This is a genomic window from Sphingobacterium sp. N143 (assembly GCF_030325625.1).
In the GTDB taxonomy this organism is placed as follows: Bacteria; Bacteroidota; Bacteroidia; order Sphingobacteriales; family Sphingobacteriaceae; genus Sphingobacterium.
In genome coordinates this window covers 147,913-164,141 of sequence record NZ_JACAIS010000002.1, presented here as the reverse complement: position 1 = coordinate 164,141, position 16,229 = coordinate 147,913, and the positions used below count along the sequence as shown (strand labels likewise).

13 protein-coding genes and 1 tRNA gene are annotated in these 16,229 nt (G+C 40.9%); 5 read left to right on the top strand and 9 right to left on the bottom strand.

The window, feature by feature from the left end; translation table 11 throughout:
- Positions 1–72: 72 nt before the first annotated feature.
- The 8 genes from HX021_RS04505 to panC form a co-directional block, all read right to left on the bottom strand.
- Entirely contained in the window at positions 73–1,716 is a 1,644-nt protein-coding gene (locus HX021_RS04505; RefSeq protein ID WP_286588745.1) for an NAD+ synthase, read from the bottom strand.
- Positions 1,717–2,455: 739 nt separating this feature from the next.
- On the bottom strand, positions 2,456–3,055 hold the full coding sequence (locus HX021_RS04500) for an FKBP-type peptidyl-prolyl cis-trans isomerase (protein ID WP_286588744.1): 600 nt from the start codon (positions 3,053–3,055) through the stop codon (positions 2,456–2,458).
- Positions 3,056–3,129: 74 nt separating this feature from the next.
- A complete protein-coding gene (locus HX021_RS04495; protein WP_286588743.1) occupies positions 3,130–3,801 on the bottom strand; it encodes an FKBP-type peptidyl-prolyl cis-trans isomerase in 672 nt (223 codons plus the stop codon).
- Positions 3,802–3,876: 75 nt separating this feature from the next.
- A complete protein-coding gene (locus HX021_RS04490) occupies positions 3,877–4,344 on the bottom strand; it encodes a thioredoxin family protein (RefSeq protein ID WP_286588741.1) in 468 nt (155 codons plus the stop codon).
- 41 nt (positions 4,345–4,385) lie between these two features.
- Positions 4,386–6,722, bottom strand: a complete 2,337-nt coding sequence (locus HX021_RS04485) for a TonB-dependent receptor (RefSeq protein WP_286588739.1) — start codon at positions 6,720–6,722, stop codon at positions 4,386–4,388.
- Between the two features lie 316 nt (positions 6,723–7,038).
- The gene (locus HX021_RS04480; protein ID WP_286588737.1) at positions 7,039–7,401 is read right to left on the bottom strand and encodes a DUF8478 family putative metalloprotein; all 363 of its coding nucleotides are present in this window, start codon (positions 7,399–7,401) and stop codon (positions 7,039–7,041) included.
- A 122-nt stretch (positions 7,402–7,523) separates the two neighbouring features.
- The gene (gene panD, locus HX021_RS04475) at positions 7,524–7,874 is read right to left on the bottom strand and encodes an aspartate 1-decarboxylase (protein ID WP_286588735.1); all 351 of its coding nucleotides are present in this window, start codon (positions 7,872–7,874) and stop codon (positions 7,524–7,526) included.
- 156 nt (positions 7,875–8,030) lie between these two features.
- A complete protein-coding gene (gene panC, locus HX021_RS04470) occupies positions 8,031–8,879 on the bottom strand; it encodes a pantoate--beta-alanine ligase (protein WP_286588733.1) in 849 nt (282 codons plus the stop codon).
- Between the two features lie 149 nt (positions 8,880–9,028).
- Here panC and HX021_RS04465 point away from each other — a divergent pair, with 149 nt between their 5' ends.
- The 4 genes from HX021_RS04465 to uvrC all read left to right on the top strand — a co-directional run bounded on the left by HX021_RS04465 (position 9,029) and on the right by uvrC (position 15,010).
- Positions 9,029–9,847: a glycogen/starch synthase gene (locus tag HX021_RS04465; protein ID WP_286588732.1), complete on the top strand. Its 819-nt coding sequence runs from the start codon at positions 9,029–9,031 to the stop codon at positions 9,845–9,847.
- Positions 9,848–10,066: 219 nt separating this feature from the next.
- Complete coding sequence (gene ispF, locus HX021_RS04460) at positions 10,067–10,546, top strand: 2-C-methyl-D-erythritol 2,4-cyclodiphosphate synthase (RefSeq protein WP_286588731.1); 480 nt, start codon at positions 10,067–10,069, stop codon at positions 10,544–10,546.
- A 259-nt stretch (positions 10,547–10,805) separates the two neighbouring features.
- Positions 10,806–13,073, top strand: a complete 2,268-nt coding sequence (locus tag HX021_RS04455) for a transglycosylase domain-containing protein (protein WP_286588730.1) — start codon at positions 10,806–10,808, stop codon at positions 13,071–13,073.
- Positions 13,074–13,195: 122 nt separating this feature from the next.
- Positions 13,196–15,010 carry an excinuclease ABC subunit UvrC gene (gene uvrC, locus HX021_RS04450; protein ID WP_286588728.1) on the top strand — a complete coding sequence of 605 codons (1,815 nt, stop codon included), beginning with the start codon at positions 13,196–13,198 and terminating at the stop codon, positions 15,008–15,010.
- Positions 15,011–15,167: 157 nt separating this feature from the next.
- On the opposite strand, the gene era is transcribed toward uvrC, so the two are convergent.
- A complete protein-coding gene (gene era / locus HX021_RS04445) occupies positions 15,168–16,046 on the bottom strand; it encodes a GTPase Era (protein ID WP_286588726.1) in 879 nt (292 codons plus the stop codon).
- 118 nt (positions 16,047–16,164) lie between these two features.
- Here era and HX021_RS04440 point away from each other — a divergent pair.
- A tRNA-Met gene (locus HX021_RS04440) sits at positions 16,165–16,229 on the top strand.

The window sequence follows — 16,229 nt, the reverse complement described above, 5'->3', positions numbered from 1 at the left end:
TATGGAACTTATTTTTTTAATTTACTAATATTAGACAAAAAACTAAACATATGGTTTAACCAAATTGTAAAATTAATAGCAATATTTTGCTACCAGTGGAATCTGTCGCCCAGAGCCAAAAGCTTTGGGACTGATGCGCAGGATCGGTGGTGCCTGAAAGCGTTTAAATTCAGCATTGTTAACCAGTTTACTTACTCTTTCTACTAACGCTTTTTCAAAACCCATCGCTACAACTTCCGAACCTGTCTTCTCATTTTCAATGAGCTCAAATAATATGCTGTCCAATAAATCGTATTCGGGCAAAGAATCAGAGTCCTTCTGATCAGGGCGTAACTCTGCTGAAGGAGCTTTTTCAATGGTATTGACAGGTATGATTTCCCGTTCACGATTGATATAACGCGCAAGGTCATAGGCTTTGGATTTGTATACATCACCGATGACGGATATTGATCCGGCCATATCACCATATAAGGTTCCATAACCGACAGCAGCCTCACTTTTATTGGAAGTGTTTAAGAGGATGTTTCCAAATTTGTTGGAAACTGCCATTAAGATCACAGCACGTGCCCGGGCCTGTATATTTTCCTCGGTTGTGTCGGGCTTTAAGCCCTCAAAAAGAGGTGCAAGTGTATTTTCATATGCGGAAGCGATATCCTTAATGGGGACGATGTGATGTTTACATCCTGTATTTGTTACCAAATCCATCGCATCGGAAATGGAATGATCGGAGGAATAAACCGAAGGCATTAGGATAGCAAGCACATTGTCTGCTCCAAGGGCTTCACAGGCCAGGGCAGCCACCAGCGCTGAATCCAGTCCACCGGATAGGCCCAAGACTGCCTTTTTGAAACCCGATTTTTGAAAATAGTCGCGAAGCCCTAAAATCAGGGCATCATGGATCAATGCAATCTCCGTGGCAGGTTCTTTGACAGAGGCGGTAGTTGAAGTAATGTTTTGTTGGTGATAGGTAACAAATGCCAAGTCTTCTTCAAATCTTTTCAGTTCCGCAATCTTTGTTCCCTCATTATTGAAAGCTAGCGACCGGCCATCAAAAATAATGTCCATATGAGCCCCGATCTGATTGACATAAACTAGAGGACAGCCGGACTTTCTGACTTGTTGGCTGAGAATCTTGACACGCTTGTCAAAATGAGCATAGGAAAATGGAGATGCTGCGATATTGATCAGAAGGTCAGGTTTTTCTTTCCTCAATTCTTCCATCGGGTCGCCAACATAGGAATTGCCATTCTCATCGTCATCCCAGAGGTCCTCGCAGATGGTCAGCGCAATTTTAACTCCATTGAGCTCAATGCAATCGAAGCGTTTGTTCGGTTCAAAGTAGCGGTATTCATCAAATACATCATAGTCCGGTAACAGGCCTTTCTTGACAATATTCCTGACGGCGCCATGTTCAATAAATACAGCTGTATTGTAAAGCTCTTTACCCTCAGGGTCACTATTTTTGACCGGTGCTCCGACGATACAGGCGATATCTTGACAATGCGTGGCAATTTGTTGAATAGCCTCGTCACAGTGTTGTTTAAATACCTTGGTCCGCAACAGATCTTTGGCTGGGTAACCCCCAATGGCCAGCTCGGAAAATACGATAAGGTCTGCAGAAGCTTCTTTGGCCTGATCAATTGCGCTGATTATTTTTTCAGTATTTGCTTCAAAATTGCCAATGTGGTAATTCAGTTGTGCTAAAGCTATTTTCATGTTCTATTTACCTGTCTTAATTAAAATCATATACCAAAATCCCATGCGGCATCTATTCACAAATTTATTCCTTTTTATTTAAAGTGTTAGCTTTTTCTAATCTATTCTTCTTTGTTTTTTGAACAAGCTGGGCGATATGATCAAGTTCTTTTTTTATTGGCCGGACATTCAATTGGAAGACGCTGGCTTCATCGAACAGCTGCATCAAGATATGGTCAATATAAGCACGGTGGGAGTAAACTGCTAAATTGTTTTAACATAATTTTAACAACGTTAAATGCTGTTAAATTTCTTGACACGAAAGCGAATCTATAGTACCTTTGATATATCAAAACAGAAAGATATATACAAAATATTATATAAAGAACTTTTCATAATTTAGGTTAATAATTGGTTAGGTAAAGCTCGGAGTTCCCCACTTCGAGCTTTTATTGTTTAAAAGCTTTTCTTATTTGCTCGTTTCATTTGTCATTGAGGTTTATCAGAGGCTAGAACCACTGCTATAGGATAGTCATCTTATCATCATATAGATACCATAGTGCTACTTGATGCATACTTAATCCATACTGTATGTATACTGGAACCTGCTTTTACCTGTGCTTTGTGGTTAGTCTTTTCTTTCCGAAGTTTCTAGGATTTGTTGGTTGATCGGGGTAAAGTCATAAACAGCCCCACCTGGAGTTCAGTAACTTTAGGTGGGGCTGGAATTTTATAAAGGTAGACTGCTGTGTGCAGAATATTATTTGATGTCAACGACTTCAATGACAAAATCCAGTGGAGAATTGGCTGGAATAGGTCCAACTGCGCGGTTTCCGTAACCATATCTTGATGGAGCCATAATATGAACCTTAGATCCTTTTTGTAATCCTTTTTCTGTTAAACCACCTAACTTAACTTCACCGATTTTTTCAGGAGCAAAGGCGAATGTCCAGGCCGGAATAATCGAGCTGGCAAATGGATATTGGTAAGCTGTATTGGTTCTGATTTCAAAGGTGTCGATTTTTCCAGCATCGGTCTGGTCAAAGATAGTACCGTTCAGCAGTTTACCAACATATTTTACCGCAGGGAAAAATTTAAGGAATTTTCCATTCAAGGTATCCACTATTTTATATTCATAATCTCCTTGTCCTTCGGTAAGAATTTCATACCAAATGCCTGTTTCGTTGTGATAAACTGCTTCTGGAAAATTTTTTGCCACATAACCACGCAGGGCAATGGAGTCGGCTTTATATTGAGCATATTCATCAAAAACGGGGCTGTCATCGTCTTTCATACAACTTGCAAAAAAGAGGCTGACCAGAGCGATTGTCATCAATAGCGGCGATAATAGTTTTTTCATGGTGTTGTTGGTGTTTTTTCAAAAAAAAGCCATTTTCGTTTTGAAAATGGCTTAACAAATATAAATTATTTTTCTTAGTTGGCAGCACCGATAGCCTTTAGATCGATGGTATATACTACAGGTGTATTTTTAGGTACTGTTACTTTCTCACTACCAGCAGTATATTCTGTTTGGTCAAAAGTATAGTAAGAAGGAGAGATAAAACTGATCTTATCGCCTTTTTGCAAACCTTTTGGCAATAAACCTTCAAATCTCTGGTCTTGTCCATTTATATTAACAATCGTTGGCGCGAATGCCTGTACCCAAGCTTGGCCATAAACTTCAATAGCTTTACTAATATTATTGTAAACTTTAGGAACCCCATCTGTATTTTTGTCAAATACAGTTCCATCCATCAATTCACCCTGGAAATTAAGTGTTGCGGACCAGGCACTTAATTGTGGGCCATAATAACCAATGCTTCCTGTATAGGTGTAAGGAGTTTCGCTGCCCGAAGCAAGCTCAACTTTATACCAAATACCTGTAGAATCCGAGAATCTAGCCTCTTCTTTCCATTTGGTTTTGGCGTATTGTTCTAATATAGGTGCTTGTATTCTTAATAGAGAGTCTCTACGCGCTTTTTCCTTTTTAGCGGCTTCGATCTGTTGTCTATTTAATTCATCCCAATCCGTATTATCTTTATTACAAGATGCAAAGATCATCCCCAGACACAAAAATGCCATTAAAAATTTCGTGATATTTTTCATAATTTCTTAAAGTGTGTATTAATTATAAAACTCAAAACGCTTCATTGATTCGTTTCGCTACACAAAAATGTTAAATTATTTTAAAAATACAGCTAACTCTTTTGAATTCAGGTATTTTTGTTGGATATTCTTGAGATGGAATGTATTGTCATAACGAAGGATACTAGGGAAAACCAGCTGTCTGTCGCCTAATAACAGTCTTGCCAGGGGATGAAATTGACCGGTTCTCTTTTTGCTGCCTTTGGATTTCCAGATACTTTGATCGAAAACAATATCTTCTACCGACTCTGCATCGAAGCTGACCGCATAATACTTTGTGTTGATGCGTCTGACGATCTCTTTGTTGGTGAAAATTTCCTGTTCCATTTTCCGGCAATAACCACACCAATCGGTATGGATAAAAAGCAGTGTCTCCCGTGGTTCAACAGCAAGTAAAGAATCAAGCTGCTCGAAACTGACCCAATTTATCCGCTCCTGCCCAAACTGGAGAAGCGGATAAAGGAATAACATCCAAAGCATACTTATTTTTTTGAGATATTTCATTTGTCTGTTGTTTGGTCCATGAAATCATCATGCATTTGATCTTAATGGAAGTGCCCCACACGGAGTCCGAAGGTAAATGTACGTGGACGGGTTGGTCCATAGATATAATCTGAATCACGTAAGGCACCTTTATCAAAGTCCTTTTGAAAAGCGTTGAACATATTCTGCACACCACCAAAAAGTTCAATGCTGAAATCTTTGTGAACAGGGATGGTATAACCTAAACGAAGATTCAGTTCCACAAAATCACGGGCATTTTTGAGCGTCATTATATCTTCCTGGATATGAGGGACGATCATTTTTCCTGTGTAGACACCGGTTAAGTCGATGGCAAAGCGCCTGCTTGCCTTCAGATTACTGTTTAGATAACCGTAGATATTCGGTGTGCGTACATATTTCTTTGTCCAGACATCATGTGTTTCATCCTTTCCTTCATAGATCAGCTGTAGACTCTTGTACTGTGAGCGCTGGATGGTTCCGCCGGTCTGGAAGGAAAGCCAGGAGGATGGGGCCACGTTAATCTCAATATTGGACCCATATACGCGCGCTCCCGCGCCATTCTGCATCTCCTGAATAATCAACCCATCTTTTTCTGATGCCATGACATTGACAAATTGATTGTTCAGATCTGTATAAAAACCTTCCACTAAAAAGCTTGTCTGTACTGAACCAAAATTTTTGTTGTAGCTGAACGAGCCAGTATACGCATTGGAGTATTCTGTCTTTAGGTCTTCACCAATCAGCACAAAAACTTGATTGCCGCCAATGGAGGTGACATGCATATCTTCGTTGAAGGCCTGTGGTGCCCGGAACCCACGTGCATAGCCGCCCCTGAATTGGAGATCCTTGGTCAAATCATATAGGATGGTCAGACGAGGACTGAATGTGCCAAATCGTTGGTCCGAATTGCGGTTGAGTCCTGCCAGGCTGTATTTTCCGTCCACATAGGTATAGTCGTATCGTGCACCAATCAGTGTTTTGAAGGTTGCAAAAGGTTTCCATTCGTATTGCGCATAACTTCCGAACCCTTTGTTTTGCTGATCAATGATCCGCTTGTAACCCGGTATTTCATCCTGCGTATTGTTATAGGAAAATTCGGCACCAGCGGTAAATACATCACGTTCAAAATTGTAGGTGTACTGTCCCCCGACAACGAGCGCAATGTCGTCGGTTTTACCATAGGAATTTGATGCCAGGGTGCTATCTGCATATGTGGTGCCTCCACCAAGACCACCGTAATAACTGTCACGGACGGTTTTCTGTACAGACCCATAAGCAGAAACCTTATGCTTATAATCGGCAGAATAATGGTCATAAGTAATACCACCAACAATGGAACTGGTTTCCAGTTGCTCTGTGATCTGCGTCAAGTGCGGTGCTTTATCCAATTGGTCCCCACCGCGCCGAAATTCATTGACCGTGCTGAAATCAACTGTAATCTTATCCAGATCACTTGGTTTGTAGAACACTTTTGTGCCAAAAGTGGTGTTGCGCAGTTTGGTGATTTCGGAGAAACCATCGCCATTCGCATCGTATGCTTGCCTGTTGCGGTGCATTCCATAAAATGTTGCGCCTGTTTTTAGATCTTCCGCAACAAGGGAAGTGTTGAAGTCAACGGTATTGTCACAGCTTTTTCCTCCAATCAGCGAATTGGTAGACTTGACCTGCCAGTCGTTTTCAACCGGATCTTTGGTGATGATATTAATCGTTCCAGCAATGGCATTGGCACCAAATAGTGCTGAACCGCCGCTGCGAACCACTTCGATACGGTCAATCATACTGGTTGGGATCTGGTCCAGTCCATAGACGCTGTTTAATGCTGAAAATACAGCCCTGCTGTTAATCAATATTTGTGAATAAGGACCTTCAAGCCCGTTGAGCCTGACCTGTGAAAAACCACAATTCTGACAGTTATTTTCTACCCGGACACCGGGCTGGTAATTTAAAGTCTCAGACATAGCCACGGACTGGGTCGCATTGAATAGTTTTGGACCGATCACATTGACGACGACAGGTGCGTCTTTTCGTTTTACACCATATCGTGTAGCCGAGACGACCACTTCATCCAGGTTAAGGTTATCTTCCTCCAATTGGATGTGAAGTGGTGATTTTAGGGTATCCATGGCGATAACCTTGGTCATGGAACGATAGCCAACAGCGGATATGTTCAGGGTGACTTTTGGAGCCGAAACGGACTTAATCATAAAGTAGCCATTCGCATCGGATGATGTGGCAGCCTTACTGTTCTTGATGGTCAATGTACCCGAAGCAATTGCCTCCTGGTTTTTGTTGAATAGGTAACCTTCGAGTGGTGATTGTGCATATATAGTGGATGTGCCAGCCAATAAAATGGCCAGGAGTGTGTATTGCTTTAGCATTTTTATAGTATTTAGTACTTCGAATTGAGATTTGTTCTCTGTGCAAACTTGTGGTTTACAAACGGTCTCATTTTGACTTTTGAGATCCTGGAAACAGCCTTACAGACGAATGCCAACAGCATTTCCGTACGATATTTCGCAGCCTGTGTGTCAGATTTTAATAGAAAGCCTTCTTATTTTCGTAAGTACCAACAGTCCTAAGAGCCAAAGAAGGTTCTTTCTGGCCAATAACCGAGCGTAGTGATCGCATTGATGGCTTAATAAAAAGATACTTATCAATCAATAAACGGACACTTTCAGAAAAATGAGTTGTTGTTTATGCTAAGCAGGGGGGACCTCGAAGGTAAGCATGATCTATCGTTGCGGTAGGTACCTCTGGACAAATCGTATTATAGTTTGTATGCTGAATTTCTAATGGGGCAGGAAGCTCCAGTACGGTAAATTCAGTCTGAACGTAAGTGTTCTGATAGATGACATTCAGGTAGTCAATCTGATCATCGGTTTCTTGCGGTTTTTCTTTTTTTGTAAAATCATAGGGGTGCGTGTGCATGACAATTTCACCCGTTGATTTCACCTCTTTGTGCATAAAGACAACCCCCGAAATAATAATCAGTGACATCAATACCAATTGGAATGATGCGATGAGATGACGGAAATTTTTAGTTGTCCTTGAATGCATAAAAAAAGCGTTACTCGTTAAGCAACGCTTCAAAAATACGATATAAAGTAAAAATTTAAAAGTCAAAAGTAAAAAAGAGGAACTCGTGTAAGCCAAAGGCTTATCCAAGTAAAATCTCAATACTATTGAATCAAATGATTATTATCATCTGGGAATATAACAGATGGTTTAAACTGTTTGGCTTCCTCAAAATCCATGGTCGCATAGGAGATAATAATGACAATATCACCGACTTGAACCAGGCGGGCAGCGGCTCCATTGAGGCAGATGATACCTGTGCCACGTTGTCCTGGAATGACATAAGTTTCCAGACGAGCACCATTGTTATTGTTTACGATTTGAACCTTTTCGTTAGCGATGATATTTGCTGCATCCATCAAATCTTCATCTATTGTGATACTGCCCACATAATTCAATTCCGCTTGGGTGACCTTCACACGGTGAATTTTGGATTTCATTACTTCTATTGTCATGGCGCAAAGGTAGGGCTTTTTTTAGTATTTAATAGCTAGTATTTGGTACAGATCATGGTGTGTAGCGGCCTTAATGAAGTAAAACGATGGTTTTTGTTGTTTTTTTTACTTTGTGACTACACAGCTGTCTGTACCGGACTGATGTGATTTTATGATCTACGTTATAATCATATTGTCAATGAGGCGGACACCTTCAACCCATGCGGTTACAAGGACGACATGCTGTTTGTCGAAATCGATTTGGTTGACCTCTTTTAGGGAGGAACTTTCACAAATGGCAAAATACTCGACCGTGATTCCTGCTGTAGCTGTTAACAGTTTCAAAGCATCATTTTTTATTTCTTTCAGGTCCACCTGGTCATGAATATGATCCTTCACATAGCGCAATGAGCGGGAAAGTGCCAAGGCCTTTGTTTTACCATCATCGCTCAGCCGCATGTTTCGTGAACTTAAGGCCAGGCCATCTTTATCTCTGATGATTGGGCAGATGGCCAATTCAATCGGAAGATCCTTGATTTCTATCATCCGTTTGATGACCATGACCTGTTGAAAATCTTTTTGTCCGAAGCAGGCGATATGAGGTTGAACAAGTGTAAACAGTTTATAAACGACTTGTGTAACACCTTGGAAGTGGCCCGGGCGTTTTTCACCTTCCCAGATTTGGTCCAGTTCCCCGAGATCAATATGCCAATGTTCATTTTTATCCGGGTACATTTCTTCCACGCTGGGCAAGAAAAGAACATCACAGCCTACGGATTCCAGAAGGTTGATGTCGTTTTCAATGGGGCGTGGATATTTCTCCAGATCCTTCGGGTCATTGAACTGGGTAGGATTGACAAAGATGCTGCAGACGCGCAGATCACTAATGGGTTTGGCGTATTCCAACAGCGATAAATGACCTTCATGAAGAGCGCCCATGGTCGGTATTAAAGCAATCTTTTTGCCGGCAGATCGTGCTTTTTGCAGATGGGTTTGAAGCGATGCTTTCGTTTTGAAAATTTCCACTTTACTAAATAGTTTTTTTGTCCGCAAAGTTGCGTATTATTTTGGGAATATAAAACGATGATTAATAGTAAATTGCATAGTAAGTATTTTTTTTGTACCTTTGTAGACCGATTTTACTGTTCGAAAATAATAAATAAAAATAACTGGAGATGGCAAAAACGAAGATATTGTTTATTACCCACGAGATGTCGCCTTTCCTCGAATTAACCAAAATTTCTGAAATTACACGTCAACTGCCTCAAGCGATGCAGGAGAAAGGATTTGAAATCCGGATCCTGATGCCGCGTTTTGGGAATATCAATGAGCGTAGAAATAGACTGCATGAGGTGATTCGTCTTTCAGGCTTGAACATTGTTGTGGATAATAATGATAATCCGCTAATTATTAAAGTAGCTTCATTGCCTGCAGCTCGGATGCAGGTATACTTCTTGGATAACGAGGACTACTTTCAGCGTAAAAAAGTTTTTAGTGATGAGCATGGCGAATTCTTTGCAGACAATAATGAGCGTTCGGTGTTCTTCTGTAAAGGAGCGTTAGAAACTGTGAAAAAATTAGGCTGGTCGCCAGATGTGGTGCATTGCCATGGCTGGTTTTCTGCTTTGGTACCGGCTTACGTGAAGACAACCTATAAGGATGATCCAACGTTTAAAGATGCAAAGGTGATGTATTCTTTGTTTAATGAAGAGTTTAAAGGCAGCTTGGGCCCTAAATATGCCGAAATGGCCGTAGAGGGAACTTTCAAAGCTGAAGATGCACAGGTATATGGTGACGGTAGCTATGAAGCTATTTATAAAGGAGCTTTGCATTTTACCGATATGGTCGTTGTTGCGGATGAAAATGTCAATCCTGCGATCGTGGACTTTGCAAAATCCAAAGATATTCAGGTGTTTGAACCCAATGGTGATCAAGACTATGATGCCTTTGGGGAAGTGTACGACCAGTTTGCCCCAGAGGAAGTTGAAGCATAACTAATGCGAAGATGAACTAGGTAAAACAAACAGACAATAAATATTTACTAAAGGCTATTTCCAAGGGAATAGCCTTTATTGTTTCCCCCATCCGATTTCTGAATGTCAACATGAAAATGTTATCTTCGTGTCGGTAAAACCAACAGTGTTGTCGTTGAGCCAGGAAAATAAATAGCGGCGTCGTGATAGATGCATGCTATTAAATATTAAATTACAATCATGAAAATTAAGGTAGGATTTGGATTCGATGTCCATCAGATAAAAGAAGGACATCCATTTATTGTTGGTGGTGTGCAATTGGACCATCATGCGGGAGCTTTTGGTCATTCAGATGCAGATGTGTTGGTCCATGCTATTTGTGATGCGATTTTGGGAGCCGCCAATCTAGAAGATATTGGCTATCATTTTCCGAACACGGATATGCGCTGGAAAGGGGTGAGCAGCTTGATTCTATTGAAAGAGTGCATGGCGCTAATACAGGCCAAAGGATATCAATTGGGTAATATTGATGCGATGCTTTGCCTGGAGGCGCCGAAGATTAAACCCTATATCCCGCAAATGAAGATCAAATTAGCAGAAGTGACCGGCTTGGATACCGATGATATTTCCATTAAGGCAACCACCAATGAAACTATGGGCTTTATCGGACGAAAAGAAGGAGTAGTGGCTTATGCTGTCTGTCTGATTGAGAAAGTTTAAAAGGGACCTGCTTATCTTTATCAAATCAAGATCATGGAAGCCTGGGGTAAATCATGGCATTCAAACATGTTGACTTTTGATTTAATTATAATACCTTTGCTCTTGTAAAGTTATTCTTTGGCACACTATCTGATAGAGTGGAAATTAAGATAAGGGCTGTTTCATCTGCTCATTCTAAAGGCAAATCGTCATAGTGAGCTCATGAACGCAATTTAAATACACAAATGAATAATATTTACATCTGAAATTTAGTAAATAGATGAAGCGAGTATCAAAAAAAAATCAACTTACTGAAGGCGATATAAAGCGATATACATTCAATTTTTGGAAGATTATCATTGGTATTGTTGCCGTATGTTTTCTATTTATCTTAAGTATACGGATTGGGTTATTCGGTAAGTTACCTTCATTTAACGACCTGGAAAATCCAAAAAGTAACCTGGCATCCGAGGTGATTACAGAGGATCATAAGGTGCTCGGAACATATTATGTGCAAAATCGCTCAAATGTAAAATACAGTGAGTTATCGCCGTATTTGGTCAAAGCGCTAATATCAACCGAAGACAAGCGGTTTTATAGCCATTCGGGGATAGATTATTCCCGTACGATTACCGTCGTTTTTCATACCTTGACAGGGAATAAACAAGGTGGAAGTACGATTACACAGCAATTGGCACTAAACCTGTTTTCGGAGGGTCGTCAGAAGAATTTTTTAAAGCGTATCATTCAAAAATTTCAGGAATGGATCACTGCAGTGAGACTGGAGCGAAATTACACGAAGGACGAAATCATTACGATGTATTTTAATACCGTGGATTTCGGAGCCTATAACACCTTTGGAATCAAATCGGCTGCCCGTACTTATTTTAATACCACACCTGATAAGCTAACAGCAGAACAGGCCGCACTCTTAGTCGGTATGTTAAAAGGCCCGGGAATCTACTCTCCAGTACGTTATCCGAAGAATGCCACCAAACGCCGTAATACAGTGCTGAATAATATGGTGGCCTCCAATTTTATTTCAGCGGAAGAAGCTGCGACGGCAAAAGAAAAACCGCTGGGACTGGAGTTAAAGATTGCAAACTATGGCGAAGGGTTGGCCCCTTATTTCAGGGCTGTCCTAAAAGACGAGATCAAAAAAGAGTTTGCCAAACTGTCCATTACAAAACCAGATGGCACGCCTTATGATTTGGACCGTGATGGATTAAAAATCTATACCACGATCAATATGTCCATGCAGCAATATGCAGAAGATGCACAGCGGGAATGGATGAAGCAGTTGCAGTCCAAATTTGCTGCACAATGGAAGAGCAGAGATCCTTTTAAAGGGGAGAAGGCGAAGCTGTTGACCAGTGGCATGAAACGTTCGGATCGCTACCGTATCTTGAAAGAGGAAGGACTTAGTGAAGATGCAATCAAAAAGGCGTTCAATGTGAAGGTTCCAATGAACATCTTTACCTGGAAAGGCAGTGTTGATACGACCATGACACCGATGGATTCCATTAAATACAATAAGTTGATGCTGCGCAATGCCATGATGTCCATGGAACCTAAAACAGGACAGATCAAAGCATGGGTTGGTGGAATTGATTTTGACCATTTTAAATATGATCAGGTTAAAATGGGAACACGACAAGTGGGCTCCACGGCAAAACCATTTACTTACGCCGTAGCGATAGACAATGGATATTCACCCTGTTATAGTATTCCGAATTACCAACAAACCTACAATGGGTGGACACCAAGAGGAAATTCACAAGGTGGAAACCCCATCACGTTGGCTAAAGCCTTAGCGTACTCTCAAAACTTTGCTACGGCCTACCTGGTGCATGAGGTAGGTGCAGCAGAAGTGGCAGCTCTGACCAAGCGTATGGGAATTACAAGCAATGTTCCTAATTATCCTTCTATCTCCCTGGGCGCTTATGAAGCCTCTGTATTTGATATGGTGGGTGCTTATTCGGCTTTTGTCAATCATGGAACTTGGATAGAACCTACTGCCATCATGCGGATTGAGGATAAAAATGGTACGCCAATCTACGATAAGGCTCCTAAGGTCGTAAAAGCGTTGAACAGTGAATCAGCCTATATTATTGTGGATATGTTGAAAAAGGTTGTTTCTCAGGGTACAGCCCGACGTATTCAGTGGAAATATAAGCTTACCAATCCTATCGGCGGTAAAACCGGTACAACAAATGGCAACGCAGATGCTTGGTTTATTGGCATAACTCCAGAATTGGTAACAGGTGTTTGGACCGGAGCGGAAGATCGTGAAATCAGTTTCGATCGGATGGAATATGGCCAAGGTGCAGCCGCGGCAATGCCAGTATTTGCCTTTTATATGCAAAAAGTTTATAAAGATTCGAACTTAAAGTATACCAAAGGCGATTTTGAACAACCTCAGGGCGGTCTCAGCCGTGTGATTGACTGTAATCAATATTGGGGTGGTGGCGGATCTGATGTGCAGGACGGGTCGACTGATTCGAGTGCCAAAGATCCTAAGCTGAAGGATGACCGTTTGGGTTTTTAAGCTTTTTAAATAACATCATTGGGCCAGATAATAAATTTTTTCGAGATTTGTTATCTGGTTTTTTTTTCATCCTATTTTGATGTGCGAAGGCCATCATTGATCTTATTTTTATATCGTATATAATGAACGTTTTTGACTATAGAGAAGAATTAAAGAAAATACCCCACAGGCCTGGAGTCTATCAATATTTTGATAAAAGTGATACCTTGATTTATATCGGTAAAGCGAAGGACCTTCGTAACCGCGTCGGATCATATTTTGTCAACGAAAACCAGCTGAATGGTAAGACCCGGGTCCTGGTGCAAAAGATCAATCGTATTTCTTTTACTATAGTGGATACCGAGATTGACGCCTGGCTTCTCGAAAACTCATTGATCAAAAAGCACAAGCCCAAGTATAATGTGCTGCTCAAAGATGATAAGACATACCCATGGATCGTGATCAAAAATGAACCTTTCCCAAGAGTCTTTTGGACACGACAGTATATCAAAGATGGTTCCCGTTATTATGGACCATATCCTTCGGTGGGGATGATGCACATTGTATTGGACCTGATCCGTGAACTGTTTCCACTACGGACATGCAACTTGGCCCTCACAGCAGAGAATATTCGAAAAGGAAAGTTTAAGATCTGCCTTGAGTACCAGATCGGCAACTGTAAGGGACCATGTGAAGGCTACCAGTCCATGGAAGATTATGATCAGAACCTGAGTGATATTAAGGATATCCTGAATGGAAAGATTTCAGTGGTAACCAACAGGTTAAAGGAAAGTATTGCGACGGCAGCTGCTGCTTTGGACTTTGAAAGAGCGCAATTGCTCAAGGCTAAGCTGGATAAGCTCGATAACTATCAAAGTAAGTCAACGGTAGTTAATTCTTCGATCACCAATGTGGATGTGTTCAGTATTGCTTCCGACGATGGCTATGCTTTTGTGAATTATCTCAAAGTCATGAATGGCGTGATCATTCAAACACAGACCCTGGAAATGAAGCGACGACTGGATGAAACTGAACAAGAACTACTGTCATTGGCCATTCCAGAAATAAGGGAACGTTTCAAAAGTCTCTCACGGGAAATTATCGTTCCATTTGAACTGGATATCGAAGAAAACGAACGGATTCGGTTTACCATCCCCAAATTGGGGGAGAAGAAAAAACTATTGGAACTGTCCCAGAAAAATGTGGCTTTTTTCAGGAAAGAACGGCTGCTGCAATATGAAAAACTTAATCCCGACATCCGTACCGAGCGTATCCTAAAACAGATGCAGAAAGACCTTCGTATGAATGTGCTGCCACAGCATATCGAATGTTTCGACAACTCCAATATTCAGGGAAATTATCCGGTGTCGGCCATTGTCGTATTTAAAGATGCCAAACCCTCCAAAAAGGACTACCGGCATTTTAATGTGAAGACCGTGGAAGGGCCCAATGACTTCGCTACGATGGAAGAAGCTGTTTTCAGACGCTATAGGCGCTTGCTGGATGAAGATCAGTCCTTGCCACAATTGATCATTATAGATGGCGGCAAAGGGCAGTTGGGGGCAGCTTTGAAAAGCTTGCGGCTACTTGGGATTGAACGGCAGGTGACAGTGATTGGTATTGCCAAAAGGCTGGAAGAGCTTTTCTATCCTGGTGATCAATATCCACTCTATTTAGATAAAAAATCGGAGACATTAAAAGTTATCCAGCATCTTCGTGATGAAGCCCACCGGTTTGGAATTACCTTCCACCGTAATCAGCGTAGCCGAAAAACCTTCGTTTCTGAACTGGAGAATATCCCCGGTATTGGAAAGACGACAGTGGAAAGAGTGCTGACTGAATTTAAATCGGTCAAAAAAGTAAGAGAGGCCTCTGACGAAGACCTAAAAAAAGTGCTTAACCTGAAACAGATCAAAGCACTTCGTGCATATTTTAGTGAAAGGAACTTATCAAGCTAGAGCTGACTTTTCTGACATTACGGTCTTCTTTATTCATTTTCGCGCTATTAAAAATGGATAAAGAAAAATAGACTGCCTGGTATAAAAACTAAAGTAACTAAGCCAAAGGTTTGTACAACCAAAATCTAAATATTCAATACGATCTACTCAGTACTAATTAATCGTCGTATCCAAAACGTTTAAGGTAGTTCTTTTTGCTTCTCCAATCAGGGATTACCTTAACAAATAATTCCAGGAATACTTTGCCATTGATAAATTCTTCGATATCCTGGCGCGCATAAGTGCCTACTTTCTTGATCATGGCACCGGCCTTACCGATGATGATATTTTTCTGTGAATCCCGTTCGACAATAATCTCAGCTGCAATGCGTGTAATATTAGCTTCTTCTTTGTAGGAAGTGACAATAACTTCCGTACTGTAGGGGATTTCCTTGTCATAAAGTTTAAAGACTTTTTCACGGATCATTTCTGATACAAAGAAACGCATCGATTTGTCCGTCAGTTCATCCTTTTCGTAGTAAGCCTCATGGATAGGTAACTTGTCCTTGATGTATTGCATGACAGCTTCTACATTATGGCTCAATTTTGCAGAAATTGCAAAAATGCTGTCTGGATTTAATTTTTCTTGCCAAAATTCGATTTTGGCTTTTACTTCTTCTTCGGAAGATTTGTCGATTTTGTTAATCAGGACAGCTACTGGAGAATTGGTTTTACGTAATTTCTCTAAAACGTCATTCTCATCGTATTTTTCATGGATATCCGTCACAAATAAAATAATGTCAGCATCAATTAGTGATCCTTGAACAAAATTCATCATCGATTCTTGGAGAGAATAGTTTGGTTTGATCACCCCAGGTGTGTCTGAAAACACAATTTGATGATCCTCATCGTTTACAATACCGATAATGCGGTGTCTGGTCGTTTGCGCTTTTGGGGTGATGATGGACATTTTTTCACCCACTAAAGCGTTCATTAGGGTGGACTTACCAGCATTTGGCTTTCCGATGATACTTACGAATCCTGCTTTATGTGACATTTTTCTAAATTTTATTAGGATTACAAAGAAACAAAATATATCTTTGTACTCCAATTCGGAAGGATCATAATCTTGTTTTTTCAACAGAAAAAAGCAATTTTATTTAAAAATACATTGCGGGGTGGAGCAGTTGGTAGCTCGTCGGGCTCATAACCCGAAGGTCACTAGTTCGAGTCTGGTCCC